The sequence below is a fragment of the Sinorhizobium sp. 7-81 genome (genome assembly GCF_030124405.1).
In the GTDB taxonomy this organism is placed as follows: Bacteria; Pseudomonadota; Alphaproteobacteria; order Rhizobiales; family Rhizobiaceae; genus Sinorhizobium; species Sinorhizobium psoraleae.
Map to the genome: position 1 here is coordinate 1 of NZ_JASKLT010000009.1, position 25,394 is coordinate 25,394.

23 protein-coding genes are annotated in these 25,394 nt (G+C 59.9%); 15 read left to right on the forward strand and 8 right to left on the reverse strand.

Annotated elements, in window-relative coordinates; translation table 11 throughout:
- Nucleotides 1-490: 490 nt before the first annotated feature.
- The 5 genes from QN224_RS24270 (at nucleotide 491) to QN224_RS24290 (ending at nucleotide 5,652) form a co-directional block, all read left to right on the forward strand.
- A complete protein-coding gene (locus tag QN224_RS24270; RefSeq protein ID WP_283978698.1) occupies nucleotides 491-955 on the forward strand; it encodes a DUF6130 family protein in 465 nt (154 codons plus the stop codon).
- 209 nt (nucleotides 956-1,164) lie between these two features.
- Nucleotides 1,165-1,656: a putative quinol monooxygenase gene (locus QN224_RS24275; protein WP_283978699.1), complete on the forward strand. Its 492-nt coding sequence runs from the start codon at nucleotides 1,165-1,167 to the stop codon at nucleotides 1,654-1,656.
- 489 nt (nucleotides 1,657-2,145) lie between these two features.
- Nucleotides 2,146-3,606 carry an amidase family protein gene (locus tag QN224_RS24280; RefSeq protein ID WP_283978700.1) on the forward strand — a complete coding sequence of 487 codons (1,461 nt, stop codon included), beginning with the start codon at nucleotides 2,146-2,148 and terminating at the stop codon, nucleotides 3,604-3,606.
- A gap of 129 nt (nucleotides 3,607-3,735) precedes the next feature.
- Complete coding sequence (locus QN224_RS24285; protein WP_283978701.1) at nucleotides 3,736-4,326, forward strand: TetR family transcriptional regulator; 591 nt, start codon at nucleotides 3,736-3,738, stop codon at nucleotides 4,324-4,326.
- A 141-nt stretch (nucleotides 4,327-4,467) separates the two neighbouring features.
- Nucleotides 4,468-5,652 carry an MFS transporter gene (locus tag QN224_RS24290; RefSeq protein ID WP_283978702.1) on the forward strand — a complete coding sequence of 395 codons (1,185 nt, stop codon included), beginning with the start codon at nucleotides 4,468-4,470 and terminating at the stop codon, nucleotides 5,650-5,652.
- A gap of 403 nt (nucleotides 5,653-6,055) precedes the next feature.
- Here the strand turns inward: QN224_RS24290 and QN224_RS24295 are convergent, their stop codons facing one another.
- From QN224_RS24295 to QN224_RS24305, 3 genes are all read right to left on the reverse strand, one after another.
- Nucleotides 6,056-6,817, reverse strand: a complete 762-nt coding sequence (locus QN224_RS24295; RefSeq protein WP_283978703.1) for a glucose 1-dehydrogenase — start codon at nucleotides 6,815-6,817, stop codon at nucleotides 6,056-6,058.
- Between the two features lie 43 nt (nucleotides 6,818-6,860).
- Nucleotides 6,861-7,937, reverse strand: a complete 1,077-nt coding sequence (locus QN224_RS24300; protein ID WP_283978704.1) for a sorbosone dehydrogenase family protein — start codon at nucleotides 7,935-7,937, stop codon at nucleotides 6,861-6,863.
- A 174-nt stretch (nucleotides 7,938-8,111) separates the two neighbouring features.
- The gene (locus tag QN224_RS24305; protein WP_283978705.1) at nucleotides 8,112-9,200 is read right to left on the reverse strand and encodes an alpha/beta hydrolase; all 1,089 of its coding nucleotides are present in this window, start codon (nucleotides 9,198-9,200) and stop codon (nucleotides 8,112-8,114) included.
- 313 nt (nucleotides 9,201-9,513) lie between these two features.
- Between QN224_RS24305 and QN224_RS24310 the strand changes: the two genes are divergently transcribed.
- On the forward strand, nucleotides 9,514-10,407 hold the full coding sequence (locus tag QN224_RS24310; protein WP_283978706.1) for a LysR family transcriptional regulator: 894 nt from the start codon (nucleotides 9,514-9,516) through the stop codon (nucleotides 10,405-10,407).
- A gap of 235 nt (nucleotides 10,408-10,642) precedes the next feature.
- Here QN224_RS24310 and ampC read toward each other — a convergent pair whose 3' ends face one another.
- Both ampC and QN224_RS24320 read right to left on the reverse strand, forming a co-directional pair.
- Complete coding sequence (gene ampC / locus QN224_RS24315; protein WP_283978707.1) at nucleotides 10,643-11,791, reverse strand: class C beta-lactamase; 1,149 nt, start codon at nucleotides 11,789-11,791, stop codon at nucleotides 10,643-10,645.
- A gap of 358 nt (nucleotides 11,792-12,149) precedes the next feature.
- Nucleotides 12,150-12,638, reverse strand: a complete 489-nt coding sequence (locus tag QN224_RS24320; protein ID WP_283978708.1) for a RidA family protein — start codon at nucleotides 12,636-12,638, stop codon at nucleotides 12,150-12,152.
- A gap of 234 nt (nucleotides 12,639-12,872) precedes the next feature.
- On the opposite strand from QN224_RS24320, the gene QN224_RS24325 reads away from it, so the two are divergent.
- The 4 genes from QN224_RS24325 (at nucleotide 12,873) to QN224_RS24340 (ending at nucleotide 15,738) form a co-directional block, all read left to right on the forward strand.
- Nucleotides 12,873-13,568: a TetR/AcrR family transcriptional regulator gene (locus tag QN224_RS24325; RefSeq protein ID WP_283978709.1), complete on the forward strand. Its 696-nt coding sequence runs from the start codon at nucleotides 12,873-12,875 to the stop codon at nucleotides 13,566-13,568.
- A 174-nt stretch (nucleotides 13,569-13,742) separates the two neighbouring features.
- Nucleotides 13,743-14,228 (forward strand): transcription elongation factor GreA, encoded by a 486-nt coding sequence (gene greA, locus QN224_RS24330; RefSeq protein ID WP_283978710.1) that lies wholly within the window; start codon nucleotides 13,743-13,745, stop codon nucleotides 14,226-14,228.
- A gap of 134 nt (nucleotides 14,229-14,362) precedes the next feature.
- Nucleotides 14,363-15,142 (forward strand): Stf0 family sulfotransferase, encoded by a 780-nt coding sequence (locus QN224_RS24335; RefSeq protein ID WP_283978711.1) that lies wholly within the window; start codon nucleotides 14,363-14,365, stop codon nucleotides 15,140-15,142.
- A 110-nt stretch (nucleotides 15,143-15,252) separates the two neighbouring features.
- Nucleotides 15,253-15,738, forward strand: coding sequence for a cupin domain-containing protein (locus QN224_RS24340; RefSeq protein WP_283978712.1), 486 nt, complete (start codon nucleotides 15,253-15,255; stop codon nucleotides 15,736-15,738).
- A 67-nt stretch (nucleotides 15,739-15,805) separates the two neighbouring features.
- Here QN224_RS24340 and QN224_RS24345 read toward each other — a convergent pair whose 3' ends face one another.
- Together QN224_RS24345 and QN224_RS24350 are read right to left on the reverse strand one after the other, a co-directional pair.
- On the reverse strand, nucleotides 15,806-17,857 hold the full coding sequence (locus QN224_RS24345; protein WP_283978713.1) for a PAS domain S-box protein: 2,052 nt from the start codon (nucleotides 17,855-17,857) through the stop codon (nucleotides 15,806-15,808).
- A gap of 184 nt (nucleotides 17,858-18,041) precedes the next feature.
- The gene (locus QN224_RS24350; protein WP_173510090.1) at nucleotides 18,042-18,647 is read right to left on the reverse strand and encodes a Crp/Fnr family transcriptional regulator; all 606 of its coding nucleotides are present in this window, start codon (nucleotides 18,645-18,647) and stop codon (nucleotides 18,042-18,044) included.
- 746 nt (nucleotides 18,648-19,393) lie between these two features.
- Here QN224_RS24350 and QN224_RS24355 point away from each other — a divergent pair.
- The 3 genes from QN224_RS24355 to QN224_RS24365 all read left to right on the forward strand — a co-directional run bounded on the left by QN224_RS24355 (nucleotide 19,394) and on the right by QN224_RS24365 (nucleotide 21,846).
- A complete protein-coding gene (locus QN224_RS24355; RefSeq protein WP_283978714.1) occupies nucleotides 19,394-19,660 on the forward strand; it encodes a DUF2277 domain-containing protein in 267 nt (88 codons plus the stop codon).
- 140 nt (nucleotides 19,661-19,800) lie between these two features.
- Nucleotides 19,801-20,274 (forward strand): VOC family protein, encoded by a 474-nt coding sequence (locus tag QN224_RS24360; protein ID WP_269282892.1) that lies wholly within the window; start codon nucleotides 19,801-19,803, stop codon nucleotides 20,272-20,274.
- Nucleotides 20,275-20,766: 492 nt separating this feature from the next.
- Nucleotides 20,767-21,846 (forward strand): mechanosensitive ion channel family protein, encoded by a 1,080-nt coding sequence (locus QN224_RS24365; RefSeq protein ID WP_283978715.1) that lies wholly within the window; start codon nucleotides 20,767-20,769, stop codon nucleotides 21,844-21,846.
- Nucleotides 21,847-22,228: 382 nt separating this feature from the next.
- Here QN224_RS24365 and QN224_RS24370 read toward each other — a convergent pair whose 3' ends face one another.
- Complete coding sequence (locus QN224_RS24370; RefSeq protein WP_283978716.1) at nucleotides 22,229-22,831, reverse strand: hypothetical protein; 603 nt, start codon at nucleotides 22,829-22,831, stop codon at nucleotides 22,229-22,231.
- Nucleotides 22,832-22,934: 103 nt separating this feature from the next.
- Between QN224_RS24370 and QN224_RS24375 the strand changes: the two genes are divergently transcribed.
- Both QN224_RS24375 and nhaA read left to right on the forward strand, forming a co-directional pair.
- Nucleotides 22,935-23,906 carry a GlxA family transcriptional regulator gene (locus QN224_RS24375; protein WP_283978717.1) on the forward strand — a complete coding sequence of 324 codons (972 nt, stop codon included), beginning with the start codon at nucleotides 22,935-22,937 and terminating at the stop codon, nucleotides 23,904-23,906.
- A 274-nt stretch (nucleotides 23,907-24,180) separates the two neighbouring features.
- Entirely contained in the window at nucleotides 24,181-25,383 is a 1,203-nt protein-coding gene (gene nhaA / locus QN224_RS24380) for a Na+/H+ antiporter NhaA (RefSeq protein ID WP_283978718.1), read from the forward strand.
- Nucleotides 25,384-25,394: the final 11 nt, after the last annotated feature.

The following is a 25,394-nucleotide window of genomic DNA, read 5'->3' on the forward strand; positions in this document are numbered from 1 at the left end:
CCTTTGCGCTGCACCAAGAGGCCGGACAGATGGCAGCATCCGACAACGTGCCGACCGCCGAAAAAACCGCTTGCGTCTTGCGGGGCGTCCACAGATGGAGAGCGGAAGGCCGTAGTCGGCACGCAGAGCGACTGTAATGCGGAGATAGCGGTCACTGTCGACGTTTTCCTGGTCGCGAAAAACCTCATTGTTCTGTCGCCGCGCGATTTCGCTTTCGAGCCGACAATCTTCCGATGAACGGCACCCCCCCTCGAATAAGCGTCATTCCGAAAACAACCGTGGCGCGATCTCACTGCGCTCAACCTTCGCTCCTTTAACGATGGCTAAAATTCGCATTGCATTACGAGTGTAATATGGTATTATGACCATAATTTAAAAGATCCGAGCCATCGGGCGATGAATCAAAGTCTCCTCACGCCGGACGCTTGTTTGCGTCCGGGTAAGAACTGCCCTCAGGCAAATTGCCTTCTGAACCAAAGGAACGAATGCCATGAACATGCTCATCAAGACCTTCACTGCCGCCACGGCCGCCACATTGCTTGCCACTGGCGCTTTCGCCCAGAGCGCGCGGGAGATCCGCGGCCCTTCCCCCTACATCGCCATCGAAAACGAGCCCCCGCCAAAGTTGATCGTCGATCCCCCGGTTGCCGAGGCAATCGAGCAGGGTATCTATTGGGCTCAATATCGGGTGGAGAACCTGCGCATCGTTCAGGTGTTCGGCAAGGGCGGCCTTAACGTTTCTCCACGTATCGGGCATCTCCACGTCATCGTCGATGATTTGCCGTGGTGGTGGGCTGACGCGAGCGACAACAACACGGTCGATATAGCCAATTTCCCCCCAGGTCCGCACAAGGTAAGAATCGTGTTGGTCGACGCCAATCACAACGCCATCCCCGGACAGGAAGTGACGCATACGTTCACCGTGCCCGATACCGTGACTGCTCACAAGCACTGAGCATGACTCGGCTCCGCACAGGAGCGAGAACGGCCCGTCTGGCGCCAATCTGGACTACGCACGCCGAGCTGTCAGATGGCTCGGCGTGCGGGATCGAGAGATCGCCGGCGGCCCGATAGAAACAAATGTTCCCTTACTCACAGTTGCAGATGAAGAGGGGGGCCATGCCCACCGCTCTACGCTGGAAACACAACGAATAGGAATAACAGATGCCAAAACAGGTTCATGACGGCGCTCCGCGCCGCGCTGATGATACTCGCCCTGAAACTCGATCGGATGGAGTTGAAATGAAAGACCAGTTGCAAATGAATCGACGCAGCCTGGTGACAACGTTCGGAATGATTGCCGCGGCTGGCGCGATCTCTGCCCCGATGGCGTCTCACGCAGCTCAGACGGTGGCGCTCCCCGAAGGAGCCGTTACCGTCGTGGCATCGCTGCGGGCACGAGACGGTAAAGAGGCTGAACTCGTCCGCGCGACGAATACTCTTGTCCCAAAGGTGCGGCAGGAAGCCGGAAATCTCCTCTGCCAATTCCACCAGGGTTTGGAAGAGCCCGGCCTTTTTGTGTTTTATGAAATCTTCGAGAGTACCGCAGCGCTTGAAGCTCATAAACAAACCCCGCACGTGAACGAGTGGTCAACGACGGTTGCATCATTGACAGAGGGACCTGTCGAGCTAAAGCTCCTGCGAGCCTTAGCCTAGATCGGGCTATGTTTTGTTGGGAAGCTCGGTAGCGGACTGCTGCTAGCCGGGCGAAACACTCGATCCCTCCCAGGATCAATGTTGGCTGCCTGCCTCAGCCTTGCCTCCGTAGCCGGCCGCCACAGGAAGTTGCCTTTGAGATGTAGCTGCTGTGCGGGCCAACGGTTGTTGGCCCGCCTCTCATGCGGTCTATTCTGGTGGAAGGCCGGACAACCATCCTCCCGCAGAAGTGCACTCAGGCGGATAGACTCATAGTGGTCGTTAGCGCCCGGGCGCGGCGTACGGCCAGTCGCCAACTGTGCCTTCCGAGGACAACAGTGGCGCGATTTGGCAGCGCAACGTCAACTTCTCTCACGACACGAAGTTTTCTATTGCATTATGGATGCAATATTATATTATGATCGTAATTCAACGGAACTCGCTGCAACAGGATAGCGACGATCGGGCGACCAATCCAAGGTTTCCATGCAGCGTTCAAGTGAGGTTATCATGCAAGAGAACATCGAACTCGTCGGAGCAGCCTCGGACGGAGTATCAGACTGGCTCGCGGGGCTTGGGCTCGTTGCAGCGGCCGCAGCCATTCGTAAAGGAGATATCTCGTCAGAGTCATACACGGCCGCCCTCCTCCAGCGCGCCCGGACCCACTCAGACCTAAATGCCTTCATCACGATAGATGAAGAAGCCGCGCTGAATGCGGCTCGAAATGCGGACAAGGCCCGCGCCGCCGGCTCTACCGCTCCCCTTCTGGGCGTTCCGTTGGCGGTCAAGGACAGCTATCTAACTCAAGGACTCCGTACGACGCTCGGGGTGCAGAATCTGGACAGTTTCGTGCCGAGCGAGGACGCCGATGTTGTTAGTGCGATGAAAAAGGCTGGCGGCATCGTCTTTGGCAAAAATAACCTCGTTGAGATGTCCTATGGCTTGACCGGCAACAACAGCCCCTATGGCCAGGTGAGAAACCCGCACGATCGCAATCATATTTCCGGGGGCTCCTCGAGCGGGGCCGGCGCGTCTGTCGCAGCTCGGATCGTGCCCGCGGCCCTAGGGGGTGATACGGTAGGTTCAATCCGAGTGCCTGCCTCGCTCTGTGGTGTCGTTGGCTTCAAGCCGACGACAGGACGTTGGCCGCGAAACGGCGTCGCCCCGATCTCGCATACCCTCGATACAACCGGTGTGCTTGCGCGCAGCGTCGACGACTGCATGCTTGTCGATCAAATCGTGACGAAGGCCGAGACGGTCGCATCCTCCGATCATTCTGATCTGAAGGGCGTCAGGTTGGCCTATGCGCCTCGGCAATATCTTGATCTGATAGAGCCTGATATCGAGGCCCATTTCAACGATACAATCTACCGGCTACGCCAAGTTGGTGCCGAGGTTGTGGAGGTAGACCTCGGAGAAGATTTTTCATCGATCACCGAGAGGTCGACTTGGAGCATCTTTTTCCATGAGACAATGGAAGCCATCTCGGAATTCCTTCTGCACAACGACGTTCCGACCACCTTCGACGAAATTTACAATGGACTTAAATCGGGCCTGAAGGACGCGTGGGGACATGTCGTATTGCCGAGCGGGCCGGGATTTAGCCCGGAGGCGTATCAGACCTCCGTGTCAGTCGACCGCCCCGAAATTCAGCGTCGGTTCGGAAAAGCATTGGCTCGCAGCGGAGCTACGGCCCTTCTCTTTCCGACAACTCCCAGCACGGCGCCGCGAATCGAGCATCAATCGAAATTCTTGATCGCGGGTCATGAGGTCAGTGATCTGGTTCTGGCACGACACACTATCACCGCGAGCATAGCGGGCCTGCCAGGCATCACCATTCCTACAGGCGTGTCTGGCAATGGGCTTCCGTTTGGGCTTGAGCTCGACGGCGAGCAGGGTCGTGACAGAAGCCTTCTCCAACTCGCGCGCCGTGTCGAAGCATCCGTTGGCATGCTGTCGACGCCGGTCTGAACGGCACTTGAGCCTGGCCCTGGGGCGTGTCGCCTGGATACGTGGAAACCCAATGGGCAGGAAATTATCGTTGCGAGCATAAAAGCGCTACGCAGTTACCCTTCAACATACCGAAAGATGGAGAGCACGATGCGTTATGAGAAAGGTCACAAGGAGACTACGCGGAAGCGGATAATCGATGTCGCTTCGCGACGCTTCCGAAAGGATGGCGCATCCGCGACGGGCTTGGCTGGGATTATGGCCGAGGCAGGACTGACTAATGGGGCGTTCTATGCGCACTTCGAGTCTAAAGAGACCCTCCTCCGAGAGGCTCTCGTGAACACCTTGGCTGACCAATCTGCCAGATCGAAGCAGGATTGTGCTGACGGCCGCGGTATCGAAGGTGCAATCCGGGGATACCTGAACAAGTCCCATCTTGGACGGAGCGAAGAAGGCTGCCCCTCGGCTGCACTGTTGCCGGAGATCGGGCGGCAACCCCAGTCGACGCGAGAAGCTTACGAAAATAATCTTCTCCCCTACATCAAGAACCTCGCTGAGCAGCTACCGGAAACCGGCACGACAGCGTCAACCAGACGCGCCATGGCGATTTTCAGTCTTATGGTCGGGACCCTGCAAATCGCCCGCGCCGTTTCCGATGCGTCTCTCGCGGAAGACATCCTGGAGGCTGGTGTTGACGCAGCGTTAATGCTGGCGAAGGAGCCGGAGGCAAGGGGCGCCTGACGTCTGTCGCAGTGCAAGCGCTGCGATCCTGGAAGCCGAGCTGGCTGTCAGCGAAAATCGACGGCATTGAACCTTTCCCCGGTATTCCCGCGGCCCGGATCTCCGGTTGCCGTTGACGGGTCTTTTTGAAGGATTATCTCCATGGATCGTCGCTTGGTCGTGCTTGCCACCGGCATGTTCGCTATCGGCACTGACAGTTTTGTCATTGCTGGAATTCTTCCGGAGGTGTCAGAATCCCTGGGCGTGTCCATCGCGGTCGCAGGCCAGATGGTTACTGTATATGCCTTGAGTTTCGCCCTGCTTTCTCCCGTCATTGCGGCAGCAGCGGCACACTGGCCACGAAAGCGCCTGTTGCTTGCCGGCATGGCGGTGTTCGTACTTGGCAACCTCATTACTGCAATCGCACCTTCTATCGGGTGGGTCTTGGCGAGCCGCTTTATCGCAGGGCTTGGCGCGGCGATGTTTAGTCCGACAGCGACGGCGACCGGCGCCTCGCTTGTCGCGCCGGAGCGACGTGCAAGTGCGTTGGCGATCGTGATTGCGGGCCTGTCTGCTGCAACGGCGCTGGGTTCGCCAATTGGGACGTTTATAGGCGGGCTCGGCGATTGGCGAACCACGATGTGGTTTGTGACCGCGGTCGGACTCATTGCCGGCGCTGGCGTCTACATGTTTTTGCCGACGATACCTCCGCTGCCGGCAGTCTCCCTGCGTGAGCGCCTCGTTCCGCTCAGGGACAGCCGCATCGCACTCACTCTGATGACGACGCTGGTAGCCTACTCAGGTTTTTTTGCGGTCTATACTTACGTCGGCGTGACCTTTGATCGGGCCACCGGCGGACAGCCTGACGTGTTGGCCGCGCTGCTCCTGCTTTGGGGAATCGCGGCGACGGCCGGCAATTTCGCCGCCGGGTATATCACCGATCGTTTTGGAAGCCGGCTTGCCATTAATGGCTCGCTTGCCGCTGCTGCGATCAATTTCGCGTTGCTGCCATGGACGACGGCTCATCTTTGGAGTTCGGCCCTGGCACTCGTTGTCTGGGGTGTGTGCGGCTGGGGGCTGCTTGTACCACAACAACACCGCTTGATTAGCTTGGCACCCGGTTCAGCGTCCCTTCTGTTGGGGTTGAACTCGGCGGCTCTCTACGTAGGTGTATCCGCATCAGGCGTGATTGGTGCCGCCGGCATCACATTGCTCGATCGGTACCAACTCGGTCTAATCGGCGCCGCATTCATCGCGCTTGCGCTGGTAATTGCTCAGATAACGTACCGACAGATTAGCAGAGTAGCGGCAAACGATATCAGGCTTGCTGAACCCGTTGCGAACTGAAAATCGCGGCAGGCCAGTACCGTTCTTGGAGCGAGCAGCGGGACGGTACTGCGCTTGAAATCGAACCACTTCCATTTCACGCGGGCGACAGCGAAGCGGCGCTTGCCGGGCCGTAGGATGATACCTTGGGAGCCGCTCGCTATGGCAGCTTTGGGCTCATTCGAGCCTTTCATTACCTTGGTCGCAGACGACTGCCTTGGGTCGAGAATTCGTCTTCACCAGCATCGTTTCAGGTGAGTGGAAGAAGGCCATTCGTCTGGTAACGGAATGAGCAGGGTGCGCCAATTGCGGTCATTGCAGAGGAGGGGCATGCCGCACGAAGAAGATCGAAACGCACCATACCGAGACAGTTTTCCGAAGCGACATTCATCCGACGTGCCAACCGGCATGGGCGGCTCGGTGGCTATTGGACGGTGTAGCCACCATCGACCGGCAAGGCATGCCCGACGATGAAGCTCGCCGCGTCGCTGCAAAGCCAGAGAACGGCGTCGGCGATCTCTTCGGCTTTGCCGAGCCTGCCGATCGGAACGACCTGCATCAATGCATCCATCGCTTCCGGCTGGGTCTCGAGCATTCCGGTCACCATCGGCGTCTCTATGATGCCTGGGCAGACTGCGTTGATCCGTATTCCCTTGGCGGCGTATTCGAGCCCGGCACTCTTGGTCAAACCGACCACGCCATGTTTCGAGGCATGGTAGATGCCGCGTTCCGCGATGCCGACCAAGCCGCCGAGCGAGGAGTTGTTCACGATTGCTCCGGAACCCTGCTTGCGCATCTGCAGCAGCTCGTACTTCATGCAGTTCCAAACGCCGCGCAAATTGACGCCCATGACGAAGTCGTAGTCCCTGGGGTTCGCGTCGGCGGTCTCGGCCACGGGGCTTTGGACTCCGGCATTGTTGAAAGCGGCGTCGAGCCGGCCGAACTCCGAGACCGTCTTCTCGACCATCGCAGCCACTTGCTCCATGTCGGCGACGTCGCACTGGATGGCGATCGCCCGATGTCCTGCAGAGATCAGGGAGTCCGCCGCAGCGCGCACCGCGGTCTCATTGACGTCGGCCAGCGCAACAGCAGCGCCGGCTTTCGCGAACGCTTGCGCGGTTGCCAGCCCCATGCCGGACGCGGCACCCGTGACGAGAGCGACCTTGTTTTCGAAAGAGATATTCATAGCATTCACCAGTTGTTGTGTTGGAGACTTGTCGTGTCGTCCGCTAGAGCTTGGGCGACAGCTTGATGAGATGATCGTCCGATGGACCTTCACCTCGCGGCGATCGGTTCGTTGTGATGGCGTAGATGTCGTCGCCGATGGAGAGCACGTCCCTAAACCGATCGCCGGACGCATAGATCGGCTTCAGATCGTTCGCTCGCTCGTCGAGCACGTAGATGCCCCGTCCGACCAGCGTGGCCACGAGGAGTTCGTCCCCTCTGAACGTGATCCCCGAGGGTGCCCAGGTGTCGTTGCCGGAATGAAGGTGTGCGGTCTCCATGCCCTCTTGTCGGTCGTCACCGTCGATCAGCGGCCAGCCGAAGTTCAGGCCGGGCTGGATGTGATTGATCTCGTCATGGGCTGATTGACCGTGTTCAGCGACGAACATTTTGCCATCCGGGTCCCATGCCAGACCTTGGGGATTGCGGTGGCCAAAAGAATACACATAGGACCCGTGGAAGGGATTGTTGGCGGGCACCTCGCCGTTGAAGGTCATCCGCAATACCTTTCCCGCGAGGCTGTCACGGTCTTGCGGAAGATCGCCGTCCTCGGTCCATCCGGTGGTGACGTAGAGGTGGCCATCGGGTCCGATCGCCAGACGGCCTCCATTGTAGAGCCTGTGTCCAGGGATTCCGTCGAGGAGAGTGCGGGTTTCCCGCCAGGAGTCGCCATCGAAGGCGGCCTCGATGACCTTGTTATGCAGTCCGCCGTCCGTCCGATACGTGTGGTAGAAGTAAGCCACGCCCGAGGTCTCGAACTCCTTGGCCAGCGCCATGCCGAGAAGACCACCACCGCCCTCGCGGGCTATGCCCACTGAGGTCTGCAAGTCATATCTGCGCATCTGGCCGTCCTGCACGACGACGATGTTGCCGGCGGCCTCGGTCACGAAGACCCTTTCGCCGCTGGCTTCGATGTCCCACGGATAGTCGAGCTCGTCGACGACGGTTTCGACGACCCAGTCGTTGGTGGACATGCCGAGGACGGAGTGCGGAGGCGACGTGTCCTTCGCCCAGCCGATGGAGATGACGGTCTCGCTGAGGATGCAAGCCAATAAGAATGTCGATGACAGAGGTTTCGTCATGATGGTCACCGATGCGAAGGGTTGGCCAGCCGTTCGCGCCTCCTGATCGCGCGCCGGATGGAATAGGCGTTTGCAGCCGAGAAATTGGACGGAGGGCGGCTTCCTGATCTTCAGCGGATCAAAAGCCCCCCGTCCCACAGTCAGCAACTGGTCCGTTGGGAAACGGACCGCCGATTAGGCTGAGAGATGTTGGTCGAAGAAGGACTTAAGTTTGTCCCAGGGGATGAGCTCCACCTTGTCGTATAGGTCAACGTGACCAGCTCCCGGAACGACGAACAGCTCTTTCGGCTCGGCCGCCTTCTCGATCGCCTGCTCGCTGAAGAAGCGCGAATGCGCATTCTCGCCTGCGATCAGCAGAACGGGCCGCGGCGAGACCATGTCGAGATGGTCGAACGGCCTGAAATGCAGGTAGGACGGGTCTCCGGAAACGGTCATCGCGGTTGTCGCGCGCGGATGAGCGCCACGGGGCGTCCGGTAGTAGTCGAAGAACTCCCGCGTGATAGCATCCGTCTCGGTCGTCAATATTTCAGGCAACGCGCCATATTGCTTCTGCGCGCCCGCAGCCTCGGCCCAGCGCTGTTCGCCGATCTTGGTGAGCATGTCGATCCGGGCGTCGGCCTTCATTTCTTCGCCCTTCCATGCCCATTTTGCGCCGCCCATGTCGTACATGCTCACCGTTGCGACCGCCTTCACGCGCGGATCGATCTGTGCAGCGGCAAGCGCAAAACCGCCACTTGCGCAAACGCCGATGACGCCGATGCGATTCCGGTCGACGCGCGGGTCAAGACCAAGGAAGTCGACGCCTGCGCTGAAGTCTTCGACAACGGCTTCCGGCGACGAGATGAAGTGAGGTTGGCCGCCGCTTTCGCCATTGTACGACGCATCGTGTGCGATGGTGATGAAGCCGCGTTCCGCCATCGTCTGGGCGTAGAGCCCGGAAGTCTGCTCTTTAACACCGCCATAGGGATGGCCGACTATCAGCGCGGGATGGCGTTGCGAGACATCGATGTTCTTCGGGACATACATGTCGGCGACGAGATTGATGCCGAGGCGGTTAACGTACGATACCTTCTGATGCTCCACGCGATCGCTTTGCGCGAAGGTCTTGTCCCACGTTCCGGCATATTGTGCGAACGCGGGGCTGGCCGCGAGCGATATGACGCCTGCAGCGGCAGCGCCTGCCCCGGTCAGTTTCAGAAGATCGCGCCGACCGATACCGATCGTTTCCTGTCGGTCGGTTGATCCAACGGGTCCATTTTCCATAGCCATGCTCCACGCCGTCTAATTGGTTGCAGGAGCAATATAGGCCGTCCGGACCTGACTGATTATCGCCTCCGAGCTGCAAGCGCTTATGTACCGTGCGCATAATTGATTGACATGGAGACGCCACGCTCCGTGGCTTTGAAGCATCGCGAACGTGCAGAAAACGGGCTGGTTCACCTGCTTAACCACCGTTCATTATGCATTCTCGGCTACCTCAACTCGGATCAATTTATTCGTGAGGAGCAGTAATCGGTAATGATGTTGCGCGTTGCAGCCAGTATGTTTTGTCGATCACGTGTATAGGAGCGGATGCATGCTGCGTACGAACGTAAACGACCTCTTGGCTTTTATCGTCGTGGCGCGGGAACGCAGCTTCACGAAGGCCGCCGCCCAGTTAGGCATGTCGCAATCGGGGCTTAGCCATGCCATCCGGGCACTCGAGGCACGTCTTGGGCTTCGATTACTGACCCGCACCACGCGCAGCGTGTCGCCCACGGCCGAAGGTGAGCGTCTCTTGAACGTGATCGCTCCCCGGTTCGAGGAGATCGAAGACGAACTCGTTTCAATCACCGAGTTGGGAGAAAGGCCCGCAGGCACGATCCGGATCACCGCCGAAGACTACGCGATTGACACGGTTCTCTGGCCGAAACTCGAGAAAGTCCTGCGTCGATATCCCGACATCAAGGTCGAGTTGATCGTCGACTACGGACTGACGGACATTGTCGCCGAGCGGTTCGACGCGGGCGTTCGACTTGGGGAGATCGTGTCACAAGGCATGATCTCGGTGTGTATCAGCCCCTATCAACGGATGATCGTCATTGCTAGCCCAGCATACGTCGAAGAGCGAGGCATTCCGATAAAGCCTCAGGAGCTGACGTCGCATAAATGCATTAACCTCAGACTGCCCACGCATGGCGGAACCTACGCCTGGGAATTTGAAAGGGATGGCGAAGAGTTGAGGGTCCGAGTGGACGGCCAGATTACCTGCAACGGCATCAGGCAGATTTTGAACGCCGCGGTCGACGGCTACGGTTTCGGATTTGTGCCTGACGGCTTGGCGAAAGCTGACATCGAAGCCGGTCGGCTGGTTCAGGTGCTCGCCGATTGGTGCCCGTCATATCCTGGGTATCACCTCTATTACCCGAGCCGCCGGCAACCGTCTGCGGCATTCAAGGTAATCCTCGACGCGCTCAGGCAGAAGGCCTAGCGCATCGTCGGGGTAACACACACCGTCAGCGTTTATTTTCTGGCGATCAGGGCTGCGCCATGCCGACGACGCTGCGGTCGTGCGCCCGAAGCCCCCGACGTTTCCAAACGTCCTCGTCGGCTAGTCGTCACCGCGATGGCCACTTTGGGCCGAAAGTGAGATTTTGGCCGGCTCAGATGAACTTCGCAACGGGTCGTGTCGTGACCTTCCCGGCGTCCGGTACCCGCGCGCAAGCCTATTTCGAGAGCAGCGCCTCGATCAGCGCATAGGTTGCCCTCACCCGCGCTTCGTTCGGATAATTCCGGTTCGCGAGAACCACGATGCCGAGCTTCTCGCTCGGAATGAGCGCGACATAGCCGCCGAAGCCGTTCGTCGATCCGGTCTTGTTGATGATGACATTCTTCTCGGGCGCGAGCGCCGGTTCGATCCGGTCTGCCTTCTGCGGGCGAAGGATGAAGTCATAGCCGTTCCCCGCCACCATCGTCTCGAGATCAGCGGGCCATGGGTACTGCTCCCAGATCATGTCCTGCGTGAATTTCGCGGTCCTGAACTGGCCTTCCTGGGTACGCCGGACGGCCGCTTTCAGCTCCGGGGACACAGCCCCCTCCCCGAGTTCCACATCGAGCAGCTTCAGCATGTCGCGCGCGCTCGACTTGACGCCGTAGGCTTCCGCGTCGAGGACGCCCGGCGTCACGCGGATCGGCTTGTCGGTCTTGCGCTCGTAGCCGAAGGCGTAGTTGTCCATCGCCTTGGGGGGCACGTCGATAAAGGTGTTCTCAAGACCGAATTCGGGGATCAGCACCGTCTCGACCGCCTGTGTGTAGTTCATTTCCATCGCACGTGCGGCGATATGGCCAAGAAGCCCGATGCTGACGTTGGAGTAGCTGCGCGTTCCAGGCTGCGGCGGCCGCCAGTCCTTGAGCCAGTTTACAAGCGCGTCGGTGTCCTCGATGCCGTCGGGAACCTGCAGCGGCAGCCCGCCGGAATGATGGGTCGCGAGGTCCATGAGCGTCATGCCGTCGCCGATCGAGCAGGTGTCGGCGCACAGATGCCGGGAAACCTTGTCATCAAGGGAGAGCTGCCCGCGCTGTTCGGCCAGCGCCGCCAGCGTCACGTTGAAGACCTTGCTGATCGACCCCAATTCGAAAAGAGTGTCGGGCGTTGCCGGACGGTTATCGGCGCGCGATGCGAGGCCTATCGCATAGAAGCTGTGCTCGCCGTTCCTCGTCATACCCACGACGAGCCCGGGAATTTTGTATTCTTCGATGGCGCTTGCAAAGGCGGCGCGCGCTTTCGCTTGGAAGGCGTCTTCGTTTGCCGCGGCGAATGAGAAAGGGAGCGTCGAGACGATCAGGCTGAAGGCTGCCAGTCCTAGGGTTTTCATTTGAACCTGCTGCATGTTTCCTTAGATCCTTTCCGATATAAGGATGAAAACATACAGCAATTCAAGCTGCTACAGCGCCCGCGAATGATCCAACTCTTTGAAATTATGCAATTCCGCACGGAAAACCGCTACACACTTTTCCTGGAATTGCTCTAAAGCGCGTCGCGTCAATCGGACTCATGCGACGCGCTTTAGGTCCTTGTTTTTATGCATGTCGTTGTCCGAAAACCGCTGCACACTTTTGGGCGACATGCATTACAGCGCCGTGCGTCCTTTAGGACGCACGAAGGACGCTGTAACTCTTTGAATCTACGCATCGTGCTTTCCGAAAATCGAGTCCGATTTTCGGGCCGATGCGCTAGTCCAGCATGACGACGGCTTCGACCTCGAAGAGCATGGGGTCAATTGCAAGCTTGGGGACAGGAATCAGAGTCTGTGCCGGCAGCGCCCCGCCGAACATTTCCTTTACGTTCCTGCTCAGCACCTCAAGCTTGGACATATCGTGATCGACCACGAAGACCGTGAGCTTGGCGACCTGATCCGGCCGTGCACCGAGCGCATCGAGGGCGGTGCGCAAATTTGCGTAGGCCTGCTTAACCTGGACAGCGAAGTCGGGCGACAAGGCTCCCGTGCTGTCTTGGCCGCCCTGTCCGGAGATGTAGGCCACCCGGGCTTCGCGGGGCACAATCACCGCCGTGCTGTAGCCATTCGGCGTCGGGTCGTAGAGGTTCTTCGGATTGACGATGGTCAGCTCGAGATTCTTCTTATTCGCTGTCGCCGCATTGGGAACTGCGATGGTCATGATGATTAGCCCTCCGATAAGCAAATGCTTGATTGCGCGTGACATGATTTTCTCTTGGCTCTGACTCGTACGACGTACGATTCAATCGCATCGTACGCCGTACGAGTCAATCGGTCAGGGTCGACATTCGTCGCGTTGCCGGTCAAACTCGACGTTGTGACTACAGCGCCGCGCGTCCAATCGGACGCGCAAAGATCACTGTAGCACTTTGAATTTCTGCATGATTTTGTCCTCAAATCGATTTCGATTTGAGGAATCATGCAGTAGCGAGGAAGACGGATGGCAGCCAAACGTAGCGGCGCTCAGAGCAAACGGTCTCAACGGACGACTGCATCGCCCCGGTCCGTGCAGGAAGCGTCGAGGGAACCGCCTCTGTCTCTGGAACGGATCGTGGCGACCGCGGTAGAGCTGCTGGACGCCGAGGGAGTCGACGGATTGAAGATGCGTCGGCTGGCCGATCGCCTCGGCTCGGGCGCAATGAGCCTGTATTGGCACGTCGGCAACAAAGAGGAGGTCTTTGATCTGGCGCTCGACTCGGTGCTCGAATATCGCGCACCGGCGCAAACAGTTGAGTCTCAAGACTGGCGCGGGGAAGTCGTTCATATGCTCGAAGACTGGCGCGCCAGCATGCTGCGCCATCCCTGGTCGGCATCGCTGTTGCCGCGCCGGGCGCTCGGCCCGAACATCCTTGGTCGCCTGGAACTGTTGAGCAAGACCTTGTCCGGAGCCGGTGTAGCGGACGCGGATTTGAACGTCGCAATATGGTCGCTCTGGAACTATGTGATCGGCGCTACCACCACCCGGGCGAGCTTCGACCTCTCGGACGACGACAGGGCCGCCGCACAGCAGCGCCTTACACGTCTCAGCGAACGCTATCCGACAATCGAACGCACTCGCCTGCTGTTGGATAACGATTGGGACGGCGCTTTCAGGAAAGGCCTGGACTTCCTGCTCGATGGCCTGGCCCCGAGATAATGACGCTTTGGCCGCAGGGCGGACATTGAGCATCGGGCGGAATCAATGGTCCGCATCGGAAACATCGTATACCATTGATCCGCGTCGGCCACCGAAGTCGCCGCACCACCGGTTCTGATAACTGCTGTTTCCCCGGAGTTGTCAGAGCGCACCGCGTCTGAACGGAGTTCGATCTTGAGCGTTGCCTTCGTCAAGGAAGAAAGTGCCGAAACGGCCTCGGAAACCCTGCTGCCTGACCGCCCGATTTCACCGCACCCGAACCTTGTCACGGAAGCGGGACTGAAGGCGCTGCAATTGCAGCTCCAGCAAGCGCGCGAGGCCTATGATGCGACGAGCAAAATCGAGGACGTGAATGAACGACGCCGGGAGGCGGCGGGCCCCTTGCGTGACCTGCGCTATCTTGCGGAACGCGTTCGCACGGCTCAGGTCGTCCCCGACCCGACTTCGAGTGACACCGTTGCCTTCGGGAGCACGGTCACCTTCAGCCGCGACGACGGGCGGGTGCAGAAATACCGCATCGTGGGAGAGGACGAAGCTGATCCCAAGGCCGGGTCCATTTCCTACGTATCGCCGGTGGCAAGGGTTCTCATGGGCAAGGCCGTTGGCGATGTCGTGAGCGTGGGCGACCAGGAGCTCGAGATCATCGCCATCTCGCAGTAAAGCGCCTGCCGCCGACATGCGAACGCAACGGCTCTGCGGGATCGATCCGGGGAAGCTTTCTTCTTCACGCCAAAAGCGGTCGTGCCACTGCAACACGGGGCTGATAAGGCGTTGGAACTTTGTCAGGATCCCCCTTGGTTTTTAAAACAGCAATGTCGAAATTTGACTCCTACGTGATCTGCACGTCCCCGCGCAGTGGCAGCACACTGTTGTGCAAACTCCTGGCTGCGACCGGCGTCTCCGGAAATCCGGGGTCCTACTTTCATCGCGCCTCGATTTCCGAATGGCTTGCCTATTTCGACCTGGCTTCAGAGGCTTCAACTCCGGAAGCGGATCTTCTGGCCCTGATATTTCGCGCGGCAATCGCGAAGGGGAGCCTCGATACCGGCATGTTTGGCCTGCGGCTGCAAAGACATAGCTTTGATTTTTTTGTCCGGAAACTGGCGGTGCTGCACCCGGAACGAGCGAGTGATCTGGAACGTTTTGAAGCCGCCTTTGGACGAACGCTCTTTATTCACCTCACTCGGCTGGACAAGATTCAACAGGCAGTCTCGAATGTGAAGGCGGAGCAAACCGGATTGTGGCATATGGCGCCGGACGGGACGGAGTTGGAACGCCTCGCGCCGCCAAGCACGCCGGTTTACAACGCGGAAGTAATCCGCGCCTGCTGCGATAGATTGACGACCTATGATCTTGACTGGAAGAACTGGTTCGAGGTGCAGGGAATTGAGCCCCTTCGGATCACCTATGAAACGCTTTCTTCCGATCCTATTGAAACTTTGCGCGAAATACTGGCCCGACTGGGCTTGCATCGCGACGCCGCAACTGGCGTGGCACCCGGTGTCGCAAAGCTCGCCGATGAGACAAATCAAGACTGGGTGTCGCGTTTCCGTCTGGAACACGATATCGTTTGACTGCTCATTCCTTGGATGGCGGATTTGTCCGGAAACGGCATCTGCCATCGTGGCCGGAAGCCTGCAACAACAGCAGATGACACCGCTCGAAACCGACAAGGATGAATGCCATGAGCAGCATGGAACCGAAAGAGTTCGTGCTCGCCGGCGTGGTCATGAAGCGCCTGCTGTCCGGCGACGAGACCAACGGCCAGTTCTGCCTCTTCGAAAACATTAGCGGTGGAAACACGACGACGCCGATCCACGTCCACGCCGAGGACGATGAAACCGTCTACGTCATCGAGGGCGAAATGACCGCTGTCGTCAACGGCGAGGTGCGCCGGGTGACCGCTGGCCAGAGCATCTTTCTCGAACGCCGGGTGCCGCATCAACTGATGAATACGAGCGGCCGGCCAGCACGCTATATCCTGATCGGTACGCCGGCGCTCTTCGACAGGTTCCTGGCGGAAGCCGGCCACGAACTGAGGCCTGGCGAAGTGGTCGGGCCACCGTCGCCGGAGGAGATTGACCGCCTGAGGGCGGCTTCCCCGAAATTCGGCATCACCCTGCTGCCCGACTGGCCCGCTCCGAACGCCTCGCGCGACCACTCGCCATAGCCGAACGCGCGCCCGATAGGCGGTTCGGTCAAGGTCAGGTTGCTAACCGCATTCCCCACGGCTTGCATCAAGTCAGCGCAAGCTTGAAGCGCACGCGAAGCCCTTCGGGCGCGAACTCCGTCTCGACCGACGCGCCTTGTCTGCTGGCAAGCACCCGCTCCAGCAGCGCGGAACCAAAGCCCCGATGCGCGGGGACGGAGACCGGCGGGCCTCCCCGTTCGATCCAGTTCAGCTCCAGAGTCCGTTCGTCGCCCTCGGCGTTGCTTTGCCACGCAAGCGACACCTGCCCCGTGGAATTTGAAAGAGCGCCGTATTTTGCCGCGTTCGTAGTCAACTCGTGAACCGCCATGGCGAGGGGAACCACCAGGTCGGAGGGGAGCATGACGGTCGGTCCCTCGCAAACAATGCGGTTTCCGCCGCCCTGGTGCGCTTCGAATTCCACGCGAAGAATATGCTCCAGGAACGCGCCCTCGAATCCGCCTTGCAGGAGCAAGGTGTTCGTCCTGGCGAGCGCAGCGATGCGATGCCCAACGGCTGCGTTGAATTCTTCGATCGTCTTCGCCCGCCGCGCAGCCGCGTTGATGACAGCCTGCACGATCGTCAGCTTGTTTTGCAGCCGGTGATGGAACTCGTGCGCCAGCAGGGTCTGACGCTCGACAGCCTCTCGCAGTTGCTCTTCCACGCGGCTGCGCTGCGCGATTTCCTCCTGGGCCTGGCGGTAAAGGTGGGCGTTGTCCATCGCGATCGCAGCCTGTGCCGCGATGCCGCTGATGAGGCGCTCCACCCGTTCGCTAAATACGCCCGGTCGCCCGTGGCCGAAGAAAAGCCCTCCCAGGACCTCGCCGCTGCGGGAAATGACCGGAACCGCCAGATAGCTGCGCACCGGCAAATGCCCCTCGGGCATGCCGCGGTAAGGTTTGTTCCTTCCATAGCGCGGGTCCGCCAGAACGTCATCGCACCTGACAATGCCTTTCCCCCGGAAGGTCGGACCGAACAGCGCACTGTTGCGGGGCAACGGAAAGTTCTCGAAAGCCTCCCGTGGCGCACCTGACAGGGCATAGAGCGTGTAAGGCTCACCTTCATCGTTGGCGGTGTTGTAGAAGAACGCCCCGAATTCAGCCCCGGACAGTTCCACGCCGGCATCGGTGACCGCCTGTACCAGGCGTTCGAGATCGAGTTCGGCCGCCAGCATCGCGCCCGTACGGTTCAGGATGCCAAGCACACGGGTCTCTTCGCGCAGCGCATTCTCGGCGTGTTTCCGCTCCGAAATGTCGCGGGCCACGCTCACGTGACGTTCGCCCGTTCCATCCTCGAACGTGGACACCGAGACGTTCACCCAGACCTCCGCTCCATCCTTGCGAAGGTACCGCTTTTCCATGGCGAAGCTTTCTCCCGCGCCTGCAAGCCTTTGCGTGCGCTCGAGGCTCTCCGGCACGTCGTCGGGATGCGTCACGTCCCGGAGGGACAAGCAAAGGAGTTCGTCCTCGCTGCGCCCGAGCATTTCGCAGAAGGAGGGGTTCACCATCACGAACCGGCCCGCCGTGTCCGTCACCGCGATGCCCACTGCCGTCTGTTGGAAGAGCGCCGCGAAGCGTGCTTCGCTTTCCGTCAGTTTCCTGATAGCCGTCTTGTGTGCGTCTATATCGTAGACGACGCCCTGCATGCGTATCGGTTTTCCGGAAGAATCACGATCGCTGCTCCCTCTCGCCCGCAACCAGCGCCAGCCGCTGCCCGCCCGGAGCGCGCGATATTCGACGTCGTAGTCCATGCCATCATCGAGGCAACGCTGCACCGCCGCATGAGTGTCCTGGCGATCGTCGGGATGCAGCCGTTCGAGAAACGACTGGTAGTCTATCTCCGCTTCGGGCGGGAATCCGAACAGCGCCTTGGCCCTGGGCGAGAAGACGAGTTCATCCGCCGTCAGGTCCCAGAACCAGGTGCCCATCTCGCCGGCCTCCACCGCGAGCCGCTGCCGTTCCTCGGCCATGTGCAGGGCGTCGGCGGATCGCCGGTACTCTGCGGCATCCCGGACGGATCCGCTCAGCTTGACGACGGCCCGAGCGGGCGCGATCTCCTGGCGGCGCGCAAGATCGCGCCTCGCGCGAAGTACGTTCGACATTCGTTTCTGTTTCTTCCTGTTAGACGCAGCATGAGGCCGGCGACCAGTTCGGCGACTGGTCCGCTTTTCGAATTCGCTTTGGAAAACGCCCTCTTCGACCCGCCCTGTTCAGTGCTGCAGGTTAGAGCTTTTCGGCTTTATGCCCAGAGTTTGGAAGAACTGTCTGCCAAGAAGTTTACACAAGCTACGAATCTGCCGCTGCGGAGGCTCTTCGTCCCTGTTGCTGCGAGGGAAGCAGCCGTTCGTCGTAGTGCTGACGTATGATCCCGTAGCATTCGCACGACGCCTGCTCCAGGCCGCGCCGGCTCAGGATCGTCACCTCTCCCCTGCGGTATCGGATCAGCTCCGCTTGCTGGAGTGCCCGTGCGACGATGCTGACCGCCTGCCTGCTGACCCCGAGCATTTCCGCGAGAGAAGACTGCGTAAGCGCGAAGGTGGCACTGTCGCTTCGGTCATGGCACATCAGAAGCCAGCGCGCCGCTCGTTCCTGGACCGCATGAACTCCGTTGCATGCTGCCGATTGGAGGGCCTGCGCCAGCACGGCCTGGCTATACGCCAGGAGCGCATCGCTGAAGAAAGGCAATTCGTCCTGGGCGCGCCTGAACTGGCGGAGATCGATCATCAGCGAGGACCCCGGGACCTGGACCACCTGCCGCGACAAGGCCGTTTCGCTGCCAAGAACCGCCTCTACGGCAATCATTCCCTCGCGCCCCGTGGCAACCATTTCCACGGCGCTGCCGTCTTCGAACGCGCAGACACTCGATACGATGGCCGTCGTTGGAAAGTACAAGCGGCAGATCCGGTCGCCCGGTTCATAGAGCACCGTTCGGGCGGCAAGCTCGGTCCGCTGGAACCCGGATCGAACCGACTCCCAGTCCGCGTCCGGAAGGGCGGCGAGGAGTCGATTTCTACTGTGATTTCCGCTTGCCACAACTGCGACCCAGCGCCATCGCAAAACTCGAATTGTGTCAGTCCACGGCATCTGCCGGCACGAACTGCCCCGCATCGATGAATGTCGGATGGCCCTCCCGTTCGTTTGGTCTTTTAGCAGAACGGGCCGCGCGTCCTTTGGTTTCATAATAAGTCCCTCACGACTTTTGCGCGGCCGCGCTCCGGACCCGGCTATTCGGCAATCGACCTGCGGCAAAGGGCGCGGCTGGCGGCGCGACGCGCCGTGGCTCCTGTGACGGGCACGGGGGTTGACCGAGTCCTTGTTTGACCGCACAACTGACCTCATCGCCGAATTCCTCGCCCTGTTCGGCGGCGGCGTCAGCGAGCCGGGCTGGATCGATACGCGGTTCGCGCGCGCGGCTTGGCAATCATTCCCGGCTATTCGCACTACAACCTCGCCCAGGGGCCGGAGGTGGCGCAAATGATCGGGAAAGTGATCGGGAGGTTTCTCACGCAGGCCACGTCGCAGGCGACCAAGCTCGCACCGTGCCCGCCGCCATGCCAGTCATACGGGCTTTTTTGGCGCAAATGCTTCGATGGCGTATCCTGCCTTCGATGCTTGATGAGGATGACCGGGAGCAAGTCATGTGCAGAAACATAAGACCCCTGTTCAATTTCGATCCGCCGGCGACGGATCACGAAATACAGGACGCTGCGTTGCAGTTCGTGCGTAAACTCGCCGGAACGACCAGGCCGTCGAAGCGGAATGAAGCGGCGTTCGATCGCGCGGTGCGTTCGATCGCGGACTGCGCCCGCGAACTGCTCGATTCCATGGAGACATCGCAACCGCCACGCAACCGCGAGGAGGAAGCCGCAAAGGCGCGCGCGAGAAGCGCCGCACGGTTCGCGTAACCTATTGGCGGCAAGGCCGACGAAAGCGCGCTTGCCTGTTAACTTCCGGCTCCCGCGGCCTCCACCCGGGCCTGGCGAGACGGACACTTTCGGGGGGTGGGGAAACAAGCCGTATGGCTTCAAAGCGAAAGGAACACTCAATGGCGAAGAATACGATTTGCCTCTGGTTCGACAAGGACGCCGAGGCTGCCGCCCGCTTCTACTGCGAGGTCTTTCCCGACAGCAGGGTGCATGCCGTGCACCGTGCACCCAGCGACTACCCGTCCGGCAAGGAGGGCGACGTCTTGACGGTCGATTTCACGGTTGCGGGCATTCCCTGCATCGGCCTGAACGGGGGGCCAATGTTCAAGCACAACGAAGCCTTCTCGTTCCAGATCGCCACCGACGACCAGGAGGAGACCGACCGCTACTGGAACGCCATCGTCGGCAACGGCGGCCAGGAGAGCGCATGCGGCTGGTGCAAGGACAAGTGGGGGATTTCCTGGCAAATCACGCCGCGCGTCCTGACCGACGCGATGGCGGCGGGCGGCGCCGAAGCAAAGCGCGCGTTCGACGCGATGATGGACATGAGGAAAATCGACGTCGCCGCGATCGAGGCGGCGCGGCGCGGCTGACGCCATCGCGTCATGCGGCCCAGCTGCCGCCAGAGCGCGTCACCCCTTGCGGACCTTTGCATTCTGACGTGCGAGGTCCGTTTCGGGTCGATCTTTCACGTTCCTGAGCGTGCGCAAGAGGGTGGCTTTCTGCCTTGTCTTGCCTTGCGAGGAGCGCGAAGGAAGCGCCAGAAGCAGCCGGTTGCCGCTACCCGTTCAGCGGCGGCTGGAACCGACCCATTAGCGGACGGTAACCATCGGCTTGGCGAATGCCAATCATGAATGGAGCGCCGAGCGGCAAGTGCCCATATTTGGTGTTTGATAATGGTATAATGGATTACTCGCTGCCTTCGGCCGCGTGGCAATTAGATCAAGCATAGGCCTGCGAAACAACGACCGGCTTGCCCGGATTGTCCATTCAAACATTGCCATGTGGCGAGGCATACCGGCATGCCGTCGTCGAAGAACGAGAAGGCACTGGCTGAGCGTGGATGGCCACATCGGGGTGAACCCATGGAACGACGCGACAAGGAACAGGAGAACCTTTCCCGGCTCGAACGGGCCGCGCAACAGACTGCAGATCCAAAAACGATGCAACGGAAGGCGAAAAAGCCCGAGGACAAATTTCACTTCAGCCTTCGCAAAACAGACCTCTGGTGGACGGTTGGCTTCGCTGCCGGTGCCTTGCTGCTTTTTGGCATCCAGGTCCTGATCAATTGGCGCCTGGAATGGCTTGACGCGCCTTTGCGGGTTCGCGTGCTGAATTACGTCAAGGGCGGCCTTCTCATTTTCGTTTTGCTGACCGTGGCGAATGTTGTCGAAGTCTTTCTCATTGGCCGAATTCCCAATCGTGTATCGCGTTTCAACCTGAAACGCATTTTTCGATTGATCGTCGGCGTCGCCATCGTCTTCGTAGCCATTTCAGTGTTGTTTGTGAACTGGTACGCCGCGGTTGTTTCGCTCGGCCTGATTTCATTGATTCTCGGCTTTGCGCTGCAAATGCCGATCTCCAGCTTCATCGCGTGGATTTATATTCTGGCCAGGGCGCCTTATCGCGTTGGTGACCGCATTCGCATCGGCGATGCCCATGGCGATGTCGTTGATGTCAGCTATCTCGACACGACGTTATGGGAATTCGGCGGCGAATATCTTTGGACCGATCATCCGAGTGGACGCATCATCAAGTTTCCGAACTCCACCGTGTTTGACACGCCGGTCTTCAACTACTCCTGGCCGCTGTTTCCCTATGTCTGGAACGAAATCAAGTTCCAGCTCGCCTATGAAAGCGACCTGGAATTCGTAGCGCTAACGATGAGAGAGGTCGTCGAAGAGCAGATCGGCGACGTCATGGGCCAGAAAGTGAAGGTCTATAAGCACATGCTATCGAAAACGCCGGTGGACGAACTCGAAGTGAGGGAGCATCCCGTGGTTCATTTTCGTGTCAGTGAAAACACTTGGCTGGAGGCCATCGTGCGTTACCTCGTGCCGCCGAAGGAAGCGGGCCGGACCAAAACACGCTTGATCAAGGAAATGCTGGCGCGAATGAATGCAGAACCCGATCGTGTGCTGTTTCCGAAGAGCAATTTGAGATGAGCTTCCGTGCGTTTCTCTGCGGTGCGTTGAAGGCGGCGCAAGTGTGATGTTCGCAATCGGGCACGTTAGCGGACGTTCAAGACGCTAATGGATACGCGGCCGCCTCGAACGCAATGCTGTCACGATGGCTGCTGCCTCATTTCGGCTTTCCACCCGTTGCGGACATGATGCGCGTCCCGCGCGAGGCGACGCCTCATCGCGTCGCGCGGCCCAATTGCCGCCCTTGGCGTCCCTTCCCGTCCTGCAGAAGCAGACATAGCAGCGTCAACGCCATGACAAGGTTGCGTCACAGCGGACACTGCGCGGGTTTGTCCGAAGGGCGTCGCAGCGCGAGCGCATCGAGATCAACCTCAACGCCGCAACGTACCGCGGGGTGCCCGTCTCAGCCTCTGAGTGTTGCCAAGACGATGACGATCGCGAGAGCAATGTCCAGCACGAAGCAGAACTCGGCCATCGACCGTACGACGACCTTGTTCTTGACGTGGTGATAGACGTCCCAGCCGGCATGTGCGACCAGTCCCGCCGCTACCAGCAGCGCTCCCACAAAGGGGCTGATGAAGAGGGCCACGGTGGCTAAACCGCCGAAGACGACCATTGCGATGGCTTGCAGCGGCAGTTCGCGGTTAGGACGTCTCAAAGCCCGGATCACGCCATAGACCGCAAAGAGGGCGGCGACGATAAGCATCGCCCATGTCGCATCGAACGGTATCAGGCCGAACCTTGCGACGGTGATCACGACCACCGATAGCAGGAATACCGGCCAGGAAACCCATGGAACCTCCAAGGCAGCCGCTGCCAGGTACACGAGGCCCGAGGCGACGACGATCGCAGCCAAGTCCGTGCCGTGCTCCGAACCATTGAGCAGATCGATCGAAACGAAAGCCGCGAATGCCAGGCCAATAGCCGCGGGCCACCATTGTATCGACCGCCACCCCGACGTGGGAGATTCGGGCACTGACTTTGATGCTTCCGATGCTTCAGTCATGATTGCTCCTCCTGCGGTGGCGCGGTCCTGGGCCGACCACCAGGTGAACACTAGCAGGCGCACAGAGTTGGCAGGAATGACAAAAGAATGGTAATTCCTGCCAATGCTGCATCATATCGTCATTGCCGTCTATCAAGACTTCGAATTGCTGGATGCGACCGGCCCGGCTTCCGTTTTCGCATCCGCCAACCACGCACTCGCAGAGGATGGAGAGCCTGCACGCTATGCCGTGGATTTGGCCTCGCCGACAGGCGGTGCGGTGCCGAGTAGCAGCGGTGTCGTCGTCGAAACCAAAGCACTGGCGAAGGTGCCACGACAGGTTGACACGATCCTGGTGGCCGGGGCGGAGGCCGGCGCGGTCACCGCAGCAACCCGGACGCCGGAATTAGGGCGGTGGTTGTCGCAGAGCGCCTCGTCCGTCAGACGACTCGGGTCGGTTTGCGCCGGCACCTTTGTGCTCGCAGCGGCGGGACTGGTGGACGGTAAGCGTGTTGCCACACACTGGAGCGCCTGCGAACCGCTCGCGCGGCTCTACCCCTCCCTTACGGTCGACGCCGATGCACTCTATGTCGTCGACGGCAACGTATGGACATCGGCCGGAGTGACCACCGGCATCGACATGGCGCTCGCCATGGTCAGCGAGGATCTCGGCAGCGCGCTTGCAAGCCGGGTCGCCAAGCGCCTCGTCCTCTACGCACGCCGTCCCGGCTATCAGTCTCAGTTCAGCCCGCTGCTGCGTGCCCAGGCGAAAGCCGATGGTCCTTTCGCCGATCTCCTGGTGTGGGCACAGGCCAATCTCGATACCGCGCTGGATGTGCCGAGCCTTGCGGCCAGGGTCGGCCTCTCGGAGCGGACGTTTTACCGACGGTTTGTCGCTGCGATAGGCGAGACGCCGGCACAGTATATCGAGACCGTGCGGCTGGACGCGGCGCGTATCTTGCTCTCCCAAGAACTTCCGTTGAAGGAAATCGCAAGGCGGGTGGGACTTGCGCCGACCGCACGCTTCACGCAGGTCTTCCAAAGACGCTTCGGCGTGACGCCTCGACTTTTCCGCGAGACCCATACGAGCAGGTGAGCCATGTTGGACGCAAAGCTCAGCTTAACTCATACTACGACAAATGTCCGTCAATGGGCCTGAGAGTACAGGAGCAGTCGGTTCGCTTCCGGCCCATAGCGGCCAAACATGCGCCCGCGTAGTCGGTACAGTCCCCTGTCCATCTGGAATGTTCGACTGGAAACAGCGCAGGCCTCGCCCTATATTGGACGTTACGGCGTGTGCTGCGTGCGCTGCGGGTTCCCCGAAATCGACGGAGACTTCGATCAACCTTCCAATCCGGGAGTGTGAACCCATGTCTTCGACATCTGCGCAAGGCCGTAATCGATCCACCCTTCGCCACTTCCTCGACAACGAGGCATCCGGCGGCGTCATCCTCATGGCGGTTGCCGTGCTGGCGATGCTGATATCCAACTCGCCTTTGGCAGAGGGCTACTTCCAGGCCCTGCACATTCATATCGGGCCTCTGAGCCTCCAGCACTGGATCAATGACGCGTTCATGGCGGTCTTCTTCCTGCTCGTGGGGCTGGAGATCAAGCGCGAGATGCTGGATGGTCAGTTATCGAGTTGGAGCAGACGCATTCTGCCGGGCGCTGCCGCAGCCGGAGGAATGCTCGTCCCGGCGCTGTTCCATGTCTTCTTCAACTGGTCCGACCCTGCGGCGCTTCGCGGGTGGGCAATCCCCACGGCAACCGACATTGCCTTTGCTCTCGGCGTTATTTCCCTCTTCGGAAGCCGCGTTCCTGCATCGCTCAAGATTTTCCTGGCGGCATTGGCCATTATTGATGACCTCGGGGCAGTCATCGTTATCGCCCTGTTCTATACGGCTGATCTGAACATTCTCGCGCTAAGCGGGGCAGCCGTCGTGATCGGCAATCTCCTCATCTTCAACCGGATGGGCGTCAGAGCGCTGTGGCCATACCTCGCGCTGGGCGTGGCCCTCTGGATCCTCGTCTTTGCGTCAGGTGTCCACGCGACAATGGCCGGTGTCATGCTCGCGCTCACCATACCGCTGGAGGCCACGCCAGGAAGACCCGAAGCTGATCATGCGGCTTCGCCGCTTCACAGGCTGGAGCACAGTCTCCACAAGCCGGTAGCCTTCGTCATCGTCCCGATCTTCGGCTTTGCCAATGCAGGCGTGTCTTTCACCGGCCTCTCAACGGCCGTCTTTACGGAGCCGCTCACCATGGGGGTAGCGACGGGGCTGCTCTTGGGCAAGCTGATCGGGGTGCTGGGGGTCGTTGCCGTTCTCGTGCGGCTTGATCTTGCCGATCTCCCTGCCAATGCAAGCTGGGGGCAGATGACGGGCACTGCCTTCTTGTGTGGCATCGGCTTCACCATGTCGCTGTTCATTGGGCTATTGGCCTTCGATGATCCGGCAATGCAGGATGACGTCAAGATCGGCATCCTGTTAGGCTCGGTGGCCTCGGGTATCCTTGGAGCTACCTTCTTGATGTTGTTCGGCCGCCGAAGGAAGCGCGTTCGCGTCCAACCATGAGGGCGCATGAC